The organism is Jeotgalibacillus sp. R-1-5s-1, from assembly GCF_004405105.1.
Lineage (GTDB): Bacteria > Bacillota > Bacilli > Bacillales > Jeotgalibacillaceae > Jeotgalibacillus.
The window spans coordinates 1-14,347 of the sequence record NZ_SORW01000012.1 but is presented as its reverse complement, the minus strand read 5'-3'; the positions used below and the strand labels follow the sequence as shown (position 1 = coordinate 14,347).

General features: G+C 43.8%; 15 protein-coding genes. 11 read left to right on the top strand and 4 right to left on the bottom strand.

The genetic code is table 11. The annotated features are described in order from the left end of the window. The first annotated feature begins 598 nt into the window (after nucleotides 1–598). The 6 genes from E2491_RS05350 (at nucleotide 599) to E2491_RS05325 (ending at nucleotide 4,849) form a co-directional block, all read left to right on the top strand. Nucleotides 599–1,357, top strand: coding sequence for a helix-turn-helix domain-containing protein (locus tag E2491_RS05350; RefSeq protein WP_134373711.1), 759 nt, complete (start codon nucleotides 599–601; stop codon nucleotides 1,355–1,357). 304 nt (nucleotides 1,358–1,661) lie between these two features. Next, nucleotides 1,662–2,033, top strand: coding sequence for a VOC family protein (locus tag E2491_RS05345; protein WP_134373709.1), 372 nt, complete (start codon nucleotides 1,662–1,664; stop codon nucleotides 2,031–2,033). 200 nt (nucleotides 2,034–2,233) lie between these two features. Then, entirely contained in the window at nucleotides 2,234–2,605 is a 372-nt protein-coding gene (locus E2491_RS05340; RefSeq protein WP_134373707.1) for a response regulator, read from the top strand. A gap of 111 nt (nucleotides 2,606–2,716) precedes the next feature. Next, nucleotides 2,717–3,511, top strand: coding sequence for a hypothetical protein (locus tag E2491_RS05335; RefSeq protein ID WP_134373705.1), 795 nt, complete (start codon nucleotides 2,717–2,719; stop codon nucleotides 3,509–3,511). 67 nt (nucleotides 3,512–3,578) lie between these two features. After that, a complete protein-coding gene (gene msrB, locus E2491_RS05330) occupies nucleotides 3,579–4,544 on the top strand; it encodes a peptide-methionine (R)-S-oxide reductase MsrB (protein ID WP_134373703.1) in 966 nt (321 codons plus the stop codon). Beyond that, nucleotides 4,541–4,849 (top strand): hypothetical protein, encoded by a 309-nt coding sequence (locus E2491_RS05325; RefSeq protein ID WP_134373701.1) that lies wholly within the window; start codon nucleotides 4,541–4,543, stop codon nucleotides 4,847–4,849. The genes msrB and E2491_RS05325 overlap by 4 nt, the downstream gene beginning before the upstream one ends. 77 nt (nucleotides 4,850–4,926) lie before the next feature. Here E2491_RS05325 and E2491_RS05320 read toward each other — a convergent pair whose 3' ends face one another. Then, the gene (locus tag E2491_RS05320) at nucleotides 4,927–5,745 is read right to left on the bottom strand and encodes an SGNH/GDSL hydrolase family protein (protein WP_166805795.1); all 819 of its coding nucleotides are present in this window, start codon (nucleotides 5,743–5,745) and stop codon (nucleotides 4,927–4,929) included. A gap of 186 nt (nucleotides 5,746–5,931) precedes the next feature. On the opposite strand from E2491_RS05320, the gene E2491_RS05315 reads away from it, so the two are divergent. From E2491_RS05315 to E2491_RS05305, 3 genes are read left to right on the top strand one after another with little or no spacing between them, the layout of a single operon-like run. Further along, on the top strand, nucleotides 5,932–6,405 hold the full coding sequence (locus E2491_RS05315; RefSeq protein ID WP_166805794.1) for an SRPBCC family protein: 474 nt from the start codon (nucleotides 5,932–5,934) through the stop codon (nucleotides 6,403–6,405). Then, entirely contained in the window at nucleotides 6,368–7,564 is a 1,197-nt protein-coding gene (locus tag E2491_RS05310) for a class I SAM-dependent rRNA methyltransferase (RefSeq protein ID WP_134373695.1), read from the top strand. Before E2491_RS05315 ends, E2491_RS05310 begins: the two co-directional genes overlap by 38 nt. Before the next feature lie 15 nt (nucleotides 7,565–7,579). Then, on the top strand, nucleotides 7,580–9,835 hold the full coding sequence (locus E2491_RS05305) for a helicase C-terminal domain-containing protein (RefSeq protein WP_134373693.1): 2,256 nt from the start codon (nucleotides 7,580–7,582) through the stop codon (nucleotides 9,833–9,835). Between the two features lie 388 nt (nucleotides 9,836–10,223). On the opposite strand, the gene E2491_RS05300 is transcribed toward E2491_RS05305, so the two are convergent. From E2491_RS05300 to E2491_RS05290, 3 genes are all read right to left on the bottom strand, one after another. Then, on the bottom strand, nucleotides 10,224–10,418 hold the full coding sequence (locus tag E2491_RS05300) for a YwbE family protein (protein ID WP_134373691.1): 195 nt from the start codon (nucleotides 10,416–10,418) through the stop codon (nucleotides 10,224–10,226). A 76-nt stretch (nucleotides 10,419–10,494) separates the two neighbouring features. Next, entirely contained in the window at nucleotides 10,495–11,385 is an 891-nt protein-coding gene (locus E2491_RS05295) for a manganese catalase family protein (RefSeq protein ID WP_134373689.1), read from the bottom strand. A 60-nt stretch (nucleotides 11,386–11,445) separates the two neighbouring features. Further along, a complete protein-coding gene (locus E2491_RS05290) occupies nucleotides 11,446–11,661 on the bottom strand; it encodes a YuzF family protein (RefSeq protein ID WP_134373687.1) in 216 nt (71 codons plus the stop codon). A 146-nt stretch (nucleotides 11,662–11,807) separates the two neighbouring features. Here E2491_RS05290 and E2491_RS05285 point away from each other — a divergent pair, with 146 nt between their 5' ends. Then, complete coding sequence (locus E2491_RS05285) at nucleotides 11,808–12,899, top strand: ArsR/SmtB family transcription factor (RefSeq protein WP_166805793.1); 1,092 nt, start codon at nucleotides 11,808–11,810, stop codon at nucleotides 12,897–12,899. Nucleotides 12,900–12,972: 73 nt separating this feature from the next. Then, entirely contained in the window at nucleotides 12,973–14,238 is a 1,266-nt protein-coding gene (locus E2491_RS05280) for an MFS transporter (protein WP_134373683.1), read from the top strand. The last annotated feature ends 109 nt before the right edge of the window (nucleotides 14,239–14,347 follow it).

Below are 14,347 nucleotides of genomic sequence, written 5' to 3'. Positions count from 1 at the left end.
GTAGCAGTTGAAAGTGTCCAAGTTCAGCTGAAATGTGACCAAGTTTGCTCCATAAGTGTCCAAACCCAACGCCCGCTTCCACATTTCTAGTGTCCAGCTCCGGCGCCTAGCCCCTCGAGGTCATAAGTCAAAAATGAACGAGGGTAAAGGGCAACCCTCTTTTCATTTTCGCCTTATGCTTGTCGGGGCTGAGCAAGGCGCCTCCACCTTTCTAATGTCCAGTTCCAGTTCGCAGCGGCTAGTGCGCTTCCCTCAGCTCATTTCGATAAGTCAACATCGCCTCGCTGTCGCTCTCCGTGTTTCCTTTATCTTAATCGCTTCAGTCCACCGCATACGCCCCTAAACGCGAACTTCCACATTTCTTTATGTCCAGTTCCGGCGGGCAGGGACTAGCAAACTTCCCGTCCTCTCGTTCGATAAGTCAACATCAGCTCACTACGTTCGCTGTGTTTCCTTTATCTTCGTCGAGTCCGGTCCAGTTTGTACGTCCCTGAACACCCGCCTCCACATTTCTATCATAAATTAACCGTAAATTGATAAAATTTAGTTTTCTTTAGGTGATAAGTTCGGTACGATTAGGGAAAGGAGGGGCATTGTTTTGAATGAACACTATGACCAGCAGTTTGCCTCGTTTTATATGCGTGATTTGGAGTTGTCTGAACCGCATAAAGGGATTATGGATTATTTTCGACTTCAGGATGAATTGAGAACGGCTGTTTTAAATAAAAATTCTTTTGAAGCGCTTGAGCATTTGAAGCAGCTTCAGTCTATTCTGCTTAACCGGGCATCGGGTGATTATATAAATGCTTTGCAGCGTTTTTATTTATCACAGATGGTGCTGATTGCGGATGAGATGAAGCAGATGGGGATTTCCCCGATGAAGATTTTTTGTTTCAGCTCTGCATGTATTGATATGATTTATTCGTGGACAGAGAAAGAGGATTTGATTAAGGGCGGCGAATGGTTTATTCAGACGCTGATCCGTCATATCGAAGAACGTTTTCATCCAACTTATGAGCATCCGTTGATCAGACAGGCTGTAAAGGTTGTCAACCAGCGCCTGGAGGATGTTGTCGAAGTTGAATCGATTGCACGTGAATTGTCTGTCAGTCCGAGTCATTTGGCGAAGGTTTTCAGACAGGAAGCGGGAATGACATTGAAGCAGTTCTGTCACAGCAGGAAAGTAGCTGAGGCTAAATATTATCTTCATTATTCTTTCGTTCCGATATCAGATATCTCAGAGCGGTTCTCGTTTTGTAACCAGAGTTATTTCACAAAAGTATTTAAAGAACAGACAGGCATGACTCCGTTACAGTATCGCCGCCAGATGCAGGAAAGAAGGATGACTGGAGCATAAAGGAGTGATGAGACATCAATCAAATCGCCTCGCACCGCTATATTATGATCACGAGAAAAATTGAGTGGGAAGAACAGAAGATCATTGAACATGAAAAATTTCTTCAATTATATGATGATAAACTATCAGATGAGATCAATGATTTTTTTCTCCATGAAATCCTCGACCTTTCATACAGAGAGGGCTCCAGAAATTTTGGGTTACTGTATGTTCATACAACGAAAGGGTTATATCCTTACAAGGTAAGGGAGCATCCTGCGTCTTTTATTGAAACGGTAGAAGGACATCTGAAGGAGTGGAAGAAATGAGTTTTCGTATTGAAGGCATCGATCATGTTCATATAACGGCTCCTGAAGGTTCAGAGGATGAAGCGCGCCGGTTTTATGGTGATCTTCTTGGTATGATAGAAGTACCAAAGCCTGAAGTATTCCAGCATAATGGCGGATGCTGGTTCCAGTTTGGAAATCAGCAGGTTCATATAGGGATGCTTGAACCGTTTCAGGCACCAAGGAAAGTGCACACGGCTTTTATGGTGAAAAATCTTCATGCATTGCGAACCCGTTTGGAAGAGTTGCCTTACCCGGTTCAGGAGGAAGCGCCGATTCCCGGGAGAACCCGGTTTTTTGTAAGAGATCCTTTCGGAAATAAGATAGAATTTCTTGAGTATGACGCGTAACCACTGATATAAAAGGGTGCATGGAATTTTTTCCAACAACCTTTGACAAACAGGTCCAAGTACGAGATGATAGACGAGAACGGATATTCGATATTCCGTCAAGTTTTTATATGCCAGAATTGCATATTAGGAAGTTTTCGTTCATTCATTGATTGGTAAGTGACCGTTTTGTTTATGGAGAAGGTTAGGAGGAATTCCACATGCAGCGTATCATGATTATTGAGGAGAACGCTGACCTTCGCTTGGATCTCACGGAGCAGGTCTCTGATCTGGGGTATCAATCCATACCGGTCACAGATTTTGAACGGATCATCGAGCATTTTATCGAAGAAAAGCCCGATTTAGTGCTTCTGGATGTAAAACTGCCTTTTTTCGACGGTTTCTACTGGTACCGTCAAATCAGAGAGTATTCCACGTGTCCGATTGTCTATCTGTGGCATCACGAGGATGCAACTCGAGGGTTACAAGTCGCAAGAGAAGGACGCCGCAATGTTTCAGATGTACTGCCACTGACGTCAGAGATGCTGACAGCCACATTAAAGAAACAATTGCAGGAGCGTTTTAAAAAATAATATATTACCCCTTGCCTGATCGAACGGCAAGGGGTTATTTGTATTTATAAAGAACTTGAAACCATTTCAGGAATAATTCGTAAGGTAAATAAAAGAACAAAAGTGGTGTTAATGATGACTAAAGCAAAAAAAGCATTGGCAGGCGGCATGGCGGCGGCAATCGCATTGTTTGTTTCAGTAAGTCTGATTGATTTTGACTGGGCGTTAAGGATGGCTGTTCCCATGACGATGGTTGCGCTGTCTCCTTATTTGATTGTCAACTCGAAGGAAAAACAAAAGCTTCTCGTTTCCGAAGCTTCCCAGTCAGATGGCAGGTCTGTGATGAATGAGTCCGAATGGATTTTTCAACGGGAATCAACGGTGACGTCCCAGCTCACGATTTTAAATAAAGAAGGACAATACATAGGCTGTTACCGTCTCGTGAATAATTCGCCGTTAAAGAAAGGAGCATCGCTGATTTTTTCTGGCGCAGATGCTTATTATTCTTTTACGGCAGGTTTATTCGATTCTCATGGAAAACCTGTATTAGGTTTTCAAAAGCGAAAAGAAGATGGGCATACGATTCTCGAGGTTCGGGATCAGCAGGCTGAAACAGTTGGATTTTTTAAAGAAGCCCGCTTGCAGATGATCAAAATGGCAGGAACTTTTCAACTGGCAGACGGGGCAACGTGGTTTCGGGCGAAGTCCTCCTCAATGGTCGGGGATTTCACCCTTACAGACGAATCCGGGCGATTTATCGCTTCATACAGGCATGGATATTTTGATTATGCACTTAAGGAGCCTTTTAAAAATCATACGCCGGGATATGACCTGGTGAAAGTGAATGAAAATCTGACTGATCATGAGAAAGTGCTCGTTGCAGCAGTAATCAGCTACTGGATGAGCTACCTGCTTCGCGGAAGGTAAATAGGTGGAACGCCCCTCTGATGTCCGGTACACTTGTGTTAAGGATAAACGAAGAGGGGATTTTTTTATGAAAAAAGCAATGTTTGCCGGAGGTTGCTTCTGGTGCCTTGTCCGTCCACTCGCTGAGCGGGAAGGCATCGCCAAGGTTGTGTCAGGTTACACAGGCGGATCAGCAGAAACCGCAGTTTACTCAAAAGTGAAGGCAGGCGGGACCGGTCATGTCGAGGCTGTGCAAATTGACTATGATCCTGAATTCGTTTCTTTCAATGAATTGCTTGATATTTACTGGACATTAACTGATCCGACTGACGATGAGGGTCAGTTCACGGATCGTGGTGATGCGTACCGCTCGATTATTTTTGTGTATGAAGACAGGCAGAGGCAGGTCGCTGAAAAGTCCAGAGCAAAACTGGAAGCAAGCGGCAGGTTTCAAAAACCGATTGTCACTGAAATTAAACGGGCTCAACCGTTCTACCCGGCTGAAGATTTTCATCAGGATTTCGATTTAAAAAACAGCTTCCGCTACGCGTTGTATTACCGTGGTTCCGGCCGTGAGGCGTTTCAGCGGGAGTACTGGCCGAAGGACCGGACTCATCTGAAAGAGAAGCTGACGGATATGCAGTATTTTGTGACGCAGGAAAACGGAACAGAGCCTCCCTATAAAAATGCTTACTGGGATAATGAACGGGAAGGTATATACGTGGATATCGTGTCCGGTGAGCCACTTTTCAGCTCGCGTGATCAGTATGATGCAGGCTGCGGTTGGCCGTCCTTTACGAAACCGATCACTGATTCAATGGTCGAGGAAAAGTGGGATGTTTCGACGAAAAACACGCGAAAAGAAGTGCGGAGCCGTGAAGCAGATTCGCATTTAGGGCACGTATTTGAGGATGGACCCGCAGATAAGGGTGGATTGAGATATTGTATCAATTCGGCTGCGTTGCGGTTTATTCCGAAAGAAAAGCTTGAAGAAGAAGGGTACGGAGATTTTAAACTATTGTTTGCGATCAGGCAGGGAGGATCATCAGGGTGAAAAATACAAAAGTCGCATTGCTGCTGTTTGGCAGTCAATTTTTTTATGTGTTGTTTGTGCCGATCTGGTTTACCTTTTACGGCGTAACCATAGTCAATATGGAGCAGGACGGATCTTTTGCAGGAAGGGTACTGTTGTATCTGGTCGGATCTTATCCGATTGTCATGATTGCCAGTATTGTTATTGCATGGATGTCCTATCACCGCTACCAGTGGAGAAAAATGCTCCTCGTTAATGGCGTGCCGATCATTTATATCGCACCCATTTTATTTATGATAATTATTGCGACGGTTTTTGCAGGATAATGCATCGCCAGGCCGCAAAGCTCATGGTTGGTAAAAAAAAAGAGAGCAGACTAAAACATCGTCTGCTCTCTCTTTTTTTATTTATTCTGTCCAAAATTCGGCTGAGTCAGTCCTTTGTGATAGAGCTGGTTAAACCAGATATCATAGCCAAGATCGTTTGGATGAATTTTATCGTTAAGCGTATCTTCCAGAGCAAGCTCGCGCTGGGTGATTTCTTCTGAGATATACATATTCGTATCAAAATAGTTCCAGCCGTTTTTCGCAGCGAGCTCTTTAGTAAACTGGTTGTAGTCGTTAAAGGTCAGATCAATTGCGTTTAAACCTGATTCTGTCAGGTTTGTTTTTAAGATCGGATTTGGTGAAATAAACAGGATTTCAATACCAGGAATCCTTTCCTTAAATGTGCTGTATAGCTCTTCGAGAGAGGCTTCCGTATTTTCAAGGGTTACATTCTGACGATAATTATTAATGACTGACGTCTCAAGGATTAATAGATCCGGACGGCTGTCAACCACGCGCTCGATGACTTCAGGGCGAAGTAATTTTTCTGACGTATATCCTGAATGTCCGTGATTTGAAATCGTCACATGCTGCAGTGGGCGGGATTCGCCTCTGATTTCACTTTGAAGAAGGGCGCGCCAGGTGTTGGATGGTGCACTTGCTCCGACTCCTTTTGTCACGCTGCTTCCGAGGGTGGCTACCCGTGCAGAACCATTTTTAAGAACGCGGTATGTCAGAAAATCTATATAGGAAATATCTTTGTTAATAGCAGGATTCAGTTTTTCAAGCTGTTGAGCAACAGCTCCTTGCTTAGAACGGTATTCTCCTCTCACCATACCGAGGAGTAGCACAAAGACAGAGAGAATGACGGCAGCTTTCAATAATCGCTTTGGCAATAAATTCATTCCTTTCTAAGTCAAAAGCTCGTGAAATAGTCTGAATATAAATGTAACATAAATGTAATAATGTCTCAATAGGTCGACAGGCAGATTAAGATTTCATCGAAAGAACGCCTGATTCAGCAGTTTTTGTCCAGAAACGTTATAATAGAACCAATTATGGATTGGTCAGGAGGAGTATCAGTGGGAGCATTGAATCAAACAATGGTGATTAACCGCCCGGTTGAAGAAGTATTTGCAAAAACTGTACGAATGGAGAATTCTCCTCAAATTATGGATCAGGTGGAGGAAGTCACTAAATTAACGGAAGGTCCCGTTTCAAAAGGAACCCGTTATGAAGAGATCCGAAATCTTGGTGGGCGCCGGGTCAGATCGGAGCTGCTCGTAACGGAGTACGAACCGAATCGTTCTTACGCCGTTTCCAGTGAACAAAATGGCGTGCAGATTACGTTCCGCTATACATTTCGTCCTGAAGGAGATGGCACGTTTATTACCTTTGAAGGAGATATTCAGACGAAGGGATTGGCGCGTTCTATGTTTAAAGGGATGATTGTGCGGATGATTTCCAAGGAAGAATTATTTCATTTACAGCGATTGAAAAAATACATCGAGAAGCAGGATGCAGGGAGCGATCAGGTTGAAGAAAGTCAGCATTAAAAAGAAATTTACCGAGAAAATCCGCCAGGGATATCCTCTTTTACTCACAGAGATGATTGAAGGTGACATTCCGGAGGAGGGTTCGGTTGTACAGGCAGAAGATATGCGTGGAAGTTTTTTGGCAACGGGATACATTGGGAAGCAGAACAAAGGTTCAGGCTGGCTGTTAAGCTGGAATCAGTCTGAAACAATTGATCAGGAATTTTTCAAACTGAAAATAACAGAAGCAGCTGCCTATCGCAAGCCGTTTTTTGAGGATACGGAGACGACTGCTTTCAGGTTATTCAACGGTGAAGGTGATGGAGTAGGCGGCCTGACGATTGATCATTATGCCGGTCACTATTTATTTACCTGGTACAGTAAAGGGATTTATGCATTCAGGGATATGATTCTGGATGCATTTGAAGCTGTTCTGCCGTATGACAGCATTTATGAGAAAAAGCGTTTTGATTCAAAGGGTCAGTATGTGGAGGATGATGATTTTGTCCGTGGAGAGCGGCCGACCTTCCCGATTGTGGTGAAAGAAAACAGTGCCCATTTTGCGGTTTATCTGAATGACGGTGCGATGACAGGGATTTTTCTTGATCAGCGTAATGTCAGACAAGCAATTAGAAACCAGTATGCAGAAGGAAAAAATGTCTTGAACACCTTTTCCTATACAGGGGCTTTTTCGGTGTTTGCAGCCCTTGGTGGTGCAGTGAAGACAACGAGTGTGGATCTGGCAAACCGGAGCCTGCCAAAAACAATTGAGCAGTTCAGTATGAATGCCATTGACTATGAGGCGCAGGATATTCTGGTAAGAGATGTGTTCAGATATTTTGATTATGCTGTTAAAAATAACGTCACGTATGACCTTGTTATTATGGATCCACCAAGCTTTGCGAGGTCTAAAAAGCATACGTTCAGCGCTGCAAAGGACTATAAAAATCTGATTAAACAGGCGATTGATCTGACAGAGAAAAACGGTGTGATGGTCGCTTCAACAAATGCGGCTTCCTTTGATATGAAAAAATTCCGTTCATTTATTGATAAAGCTTTTAAAGAGAAAGGGAGACGATATAAGATTATTGAAACCTTTTCACTCCCGGATGATTTCCGGACGACGCCGGCATTTCCGGAAGGGGATTATTTAAAAGTTTGCATGATTAAAGCCGGTTAAAAGGGGGAGTTGCGGATGGAGACTGTTTCACTGTCTGCGCGCAGACTGGCTGAATACGTGTATCGCGGCGGCAGCATTGATGCGACGATTGGCAGTGCGAATGCGATGATGGAGGGGACCCGAATCCATCAGGCCGTTCAGAAAGCGTATGAAGACGGGGATGAGAAAGAAAAATTCCTGTCCCGTTCACTTGAGAGGGACGGGATTCAGTTTGTTTTGGAAGGCCGTTGCGACGGTCTTTTATTTCGTGGAGATCAGGTGATTGTTGATGAGATTAAATCGACCTCCAGATCACTGGATGAAATAGAATCGCCTGTCCCTGTCCACGAAGCGCAGGCCATGGTATATGCATGGATCATTGCAGAGGAACAAGACCTTGAGGAAATCCGGATTCAGATGACGTACGTCCAATCATCAAGCCGTGAGGAAAAGCGGTTTATGAACACTTATCAGAAATCATTTCTGTTTGAGCAGGTTGAAAAAATGGTGGCGATCTATGAACCGTTTGCGCTACTGATGCACAACCGCCGTAAAAAACGGGATGATTCGATTGCAGCGCTGACGTTCCCTTTTGGCGAATTCCGGCCTGGACAGCGTCAGTTAGCAGGTACTGTTTACCGGACGATTGAGGAAAAAGGGAAGCTCTTTGCACAGGCTCCGACAGGCATTGGAAAAACGATCTCGACCCTTTTTCCAGCAGTGAAAGCGGCTGGGGAAGGTAAAGTGAATCAGATTGTGTATGCTACTGCGAAAACAACCACCCGCACAACAGCAGAGGAAGCGTTCAGGCTGATGAAAAACAGCGGGCTTGAAATGACCGCCGTTTCCATGACAGCGAAGGATAAAATCTGCTTTAAGGAAAAGACGATCTGTCAGAAGGAATACTGTGAGTTTGCTGACGGCCACTTTGACCGGATCAATGGGGCTGTCATGGATATTTTAGAGAACGAGGATCTCATGACACGTGAAGTGATCGAGCAATACGCGATGAAGCACCGGGTTTGTCCGTTTGAATATTCCATGGATCTGTCCTATGTAACGGATGCGATGATCGGTGATTATAATTACGTGTTTGACCCGAGAGTCTCACGAAAAAGAATGGCAGGCGAGCAGAAGCGGTCCTCCGTTCTGTTAGTGGATGAAGCACATAATCTGCCGGATCGGGCAAGCGCGATGTATTCAGCTGCGATCATGAAGGCTCCTTTTCTGGCGCTCAGCCGTGTGGAGTCCCTCAGTAAATCGATACGGGATGCCGCTAAACGTGTCAATAAAGCATTTTTAGCGATAAAAAAAGAACTCGAAAGCACTTATGTTATGACGGACACATGTCCTGAAGAATGGCTTGAGGCGGTTCGTGAGTTTTACGAAGAGGCTGAGCGTGCGGTGCACAGCGGAATCAGGGAAGAGGGCGTGCTTGAGCTCTACTTCGCCGTTCGCCAGTTGATTGCTGTCACAGAGCAGATGGATGAGCGTTTTTACATTTACATTCAAAAGCAGCGCAGTGATGTGATGCTGAAAATCGTGTGTATGGATCCATCAGATTTTATTGCCGGATCAGCAAAGGGCTATAGAGCGTCTGTCTTTTTCAGTGCCACACTTTCTCCTGTACCCTATATGCGGACCATGCTCGGCGGTGTGCCGGAGGACTATGGGTTGGTATTGCCATCTCCGTTTTCCAAAGAACAGATTGATGTCAGACTCCTGCCGGTTTCCACTAAATACAGGGATCGTGAAGTGACGATCAGTGAAATTACTGTGACACTCGCTGAAGCAATCCGTCAGCACAAAGGAAATTTCCTGATTTTCTTCCCATCCTATCAGTATATGGAGATGGGCTATGATGAATTTATGCTGGAGGATGAATGGGAAGACCTTCATATCCTGAAGCAGTCAGCCCGCATGACAGAGGAAGAGCGTGACGAATTTTTAGCTGCCTATCGTACTTCTGATCGCCAGGTGATCGGCTTTGCGGTGATGGGTGGTGTCTTTTCCGAAGGTGTTGACCTGCCGGGGGATCAGTTAACAGGTGTAGCAATAGTCGGTGTAGGCCTGCCTCAGATGAACCCGGAGCGAGACGAGCTGAAAAAGTATTTTCAGGCTCGCGGGTTAAATGGATACCAATATGCTTACGTGTTTCCTGGCATGAATAAAGTGCTGCAGGCGGGAGGAAGGCTGATCAGAACCGAATCGGATTCAGGCGTCCTGCTGCTGATTGACGACCGCTATCTGACCCCGCAATATCAAAAACTGCTGCCTGAGGAGTGGAAGTGAATGAATGACGCGGTTATGGATGTGTGGATACTGTAGGATGTGTCCGCGTCAAACTGTTTTGTGTTTGTGGAGAGGGAAGGAAATTGAAGTGAAGGAATCCTTCGCTGAAATGAAGGAATCATGCTGTTGGAAAGAAGGAATAGAGCTCTGGTTTGAGGGGAAAAGTCAGCGTCAGACCCCTTGTGAAGGAATTAATTTCTGATTAGAAGGAAATATTTTCTGGAAAGACTTAATTATTTTTTCAAACGATTGAATAAGTCAACATAGTGATGGAATTCCAAAAAACATCTGGAAGCGGTTTTCTTATATAGGGTCAATCATGATCAACCAAGGGCACGATTCTTATATATAACCAATAAAAAAGGACCCAAACAGGTCCTTTTTTATTTTACTCATATACCTTTTTCACTCTGCCAACCTGGCCGTCCGTCAGACGCACTTTAATACCGTGTGGATGGGAAGGAGAGTTCGTTAAGATGTCCTTGACGACACCGTTTGTCAGATTGCCTGATCGCTGGTCTTTCTTTAACACGATATCCACCTGCTTACCGGGTGAAATATCTGCCCGTTTTTGTCCATTCATGATAATAAGATCCTCTTTTCCGAATTTCCCTTATCATAGCATGAACAGATCAATTGTTTAAGGTGAAGCCCCCTGATTACATGTCAGCTAACAGACGTTTGGCAATCTGCTGGTACAAATCGCGGTCAATGCCCGGTGCGAATTCTTCCGGAAGATCATTCAGATCAGGGATCGGCGCACCTTCAGGAATGCCTTCCTGCACGACCAGAGGCTGACCGTTCGCAGGATTCGTTCCTTTCCAGATCTGGCGAATGTCCTGATAATCCCCATCACTCCATGTAAACAGAACATTTCCGACACCCTGGTCCTCGTATTTACGGGCATGGTCAAACACGCGGTTATCGAGATTTGGCACCGGCAGCATTTTTGTCAAATCGGTACCGGTTGCGATTTCAATTGCTTTGGCATAAGCAAGAATATGAACGCCGCCACGTACAAGCAGGTAACCGATCATTTCACGGGCAGTCGGATGATCCGTCATTTCATAAACGCGCATTTTATGAGTTCGTGCCCCAATTTCCAAAAAGAAGTTGTGAAGCAGATCGAGAATCAGGTTGCCGCTTGAAAAAACATAATCCCCGCGCCATGCATTTCCCATGGAATCTCCGGCAAGTGACGTTTGTGCAGTTGCGATAAAAGAATAAGTATTTCGTTTATCCTTGGCATTATGCAGAGGTGTTAAATCAGGTTCTGCAGTAAAAGAAGTCCCTTTGTTCACCAGGTTAATCGTGTTGCTGACGAGCTCAACATGACCGAATTCCTCAGCTGTAATGCTGGCGACAAGATCATAAAAAGGCTTAAGCTTCCCTTTTTGTCTGAAATTAAAGGATTGATACATATAGTTGTTCAATGTGGACATTTCACCAAATTTACCGCCAAGAAGCTCCTGTACGGCTGCGGCCGCGTTGGCATCGCCGTATTCAGGAGCGGGAAGATCAATTAACAGCTTATTCACTCGTTTAAACATAAGGTTCCTCCCTCAGAGTGGCATTCCTGCTATATTTATGCGGGAGGAGTGATCAATATGTCAGGCAGGGGAGACCCAGACAACTTCCTGTGTGCGGATGAAAAATGGCGTCTGATTGATCTCAACAACGAAGTGATCTGGCGCTACACTTTTTAACATACCCTGCACCGGGTTTTTAGTTGTCTGAACTGTAATAGGCTTTCCGATAAGTGTATTCAAAGCCTGAAATACGTACGGATCATACAGAGAGGTAAAGACAGTTTGCTGACCATTCATAAAAAACCTCCTTAATTTTTCGGAATGATGTAGTGTATGATTGATTTTTTAAAATGGGACCATAACAAAAATAGATTGACGTCTATCTAAACTTACTTTAATCTTATGTTAGATGAAATTCTAATGTACCTAAGGAGATGACGATTGTGCTTCGTGAAAACATTCTTTCATCCGTATCGTTTAAACGGAATGAATGTGTTGAGTTTTCGATTGCTTTAAAAGTAATTGGTGAAAAAGAGAAGCTGTTAAAGATTGCGAATGAGATGGGCTTCAGTGTGAGAAAAGAAGACGAGGCGTTAATTGAGCAATTGGACGGATCTGTTTCGCAATTCCTGAGGCAGGAGCTTGAATATTTTTTCAGCATCTGTGATATTGGGGTGCTGGGCACCGCTTTTGCTCTGGACTACGATCAGTCAGATGATGTCAAAGCCTTACTGTCGCTTATCTCTTCGGCAGAGGAAGCTGAGATTTGTCATTATCTCGGATCTATATTTATATCAAACCTGATTCCTGCAACGGAAGATATGTGGGAAGAAATGAATCGAAACGTGAGTGGTATGATTCAATTCATTGAAGAGTCAGATGTGGAAGATGAGCTGGCAAAGCAACGTGTTCTGGAGTGCCTGAGAAATCCGGAAGAGACGAAGCAGCGAATTGCCTTTTTGTATCGTCAATTTTACGAAAAAGCATATAAAAACATCGAGGGTCAGGTGTTTGAAGAGATCGAGCATGAGCTGAACCTTTATCAGCAGCAATTCGAGGAGCATCCGGTACAGTTTTTGAATCAGTACTTTTATCAATTATTTCAACCGGAAGAAAATCAATGGCCGTATAAGATTCATATACATCTGAGCTTTTTTCAACAGGTGGGCTTCTGGTCCATGAGTATTCATGATTATCGTGAAAAAGCCGGTTGGGTTGCGCTTGGTATACGTTCAAAAGAACATCATGCCCAGAGAGAATTGCGGGATCTTGTAGACGATTTTTTGAAGGCGATTTCAGATAAAAAAAGAATTAACATTATTAAGATGCTTGCTCAGAAACCCCATTATGGTTATGAAATTGCGAGCTTACTAAAACTGACACCAGCTACAGTCAGTTATCATATGAACCTTATGTTCGAAACCGGTATTGTCATATTAGAACGGCAGGATAACAAAGTGTATTATCTTCTGGATAAGCAGCGGTTTAAAGATATGATGGATGCAAGTGGAAAAGTGCTTCTAAATGAAATTTAGAAGCATTTTTTTAAAAATAAACATTAGATATTTATCTAATGTATAAAGTTAGAAGAAAACGGAGGTGTTTCACATGGATGGTTTAGCACTCAATCACCAAGGTCAGGTTTCTTTATTTCGAAATAAAAATTTTATGCTGCTGTTTTATGGAAAGTTTGTTTCTCAATTGGGTGATGTCATCTACAATATCGCAGTCGGATGGTATATTTTATCGATCACAGCATCAGCAATTGAAACAGCTGTATTTATGGCTTTAGGCGCTGTAGTGTATTTATTGGCGGCACCTTATGGAGGAGTCATGGCTGATAAGGTAAGCCGGAAATGGCTGATGGTGATGACAGACCTGATCAGGGGTGGGGTGATGGGTATAGCCTGTCTGATCATGTTTATAGGCATTGAATCCATTTGGATTTTTTATGTACTTGCCATTATTTTAAGTGTTTGCGGAGCACTCTTTGTTCCGGCGTCGAATGCACTCATCCCGCTGTTAGTCAAAGAAGAGCAGCTCACAAAGGCCAATTCGATGTCTGCCTCCATTCAGAGTGTGACGAATATCTTCGGCTTGATTGCTGGAGGTGTGTTATACACAATGCTTGGGGTTGTAGGTGTGTTGATGTTGAATGGACTATCATACACATTAAGTGGAATTTCGGAGATGTTTATTGAGGATGTGCAATCAAGTAACAATGAAAAACCACAGCGGTCATCTGTCTTCAGAGATTTTGGTGAAAGCATGATTTATTTAAAACAGAAGGAGGGCTTTTACTCTTTAATCCTCGTCTTTGGTTTAATTAATTTGCTGATTACACCGGTTTTTGCAGTTTACACACCTTATATCTTCAATCAGATATTAAAGACAGACCCCCTGCAATATTCGTTTGTAGGAGTGGCGGCTGCTGTCGGCTTTTTGATTGGAGCTGGTGTGTTATCTGCCTTGAAAACATCTGGTGTCATTCATAGAAAAATTAAAATGGGTTTGCTTCTTCTCAGCATGATTTTTGTTTTCATTTTAGGTCTGATGATCTTTTATTCTTCCGGTTTTATAGAAAGCTCATCTGTTGTCACTTTCTTTATTGTAGCTGCAGTTATAGTGGGGTTTAGTGAAGCTTTTATTTTTATTCCAGTCAATGTGGCTGTTCAAAAGCTGCCGAATCATCTGTTGGGCAGAATCTCATCACTCATCCAGACGCTTGTGATGATCTCTGTTCCAATTGGTCTGGTGGCAGGGGGAGTTGTAACAGACCTGTTTGATATGACAACAGTTCTATTGGTGACGACAGGTCTGTTTATTTTACTGACGGTCAGCCTGTTTAAAGTAAAGTCAATATCCTCAATATAAAAATGCAGGCCCGCTATGAAGTGAACTGCACCCTGTCAAGTAGACAGTAAAAAAGAAAAAAGCTTAGAACTACGCTACGGCCTGGTACCGATACTCTATCGGTGCCAGG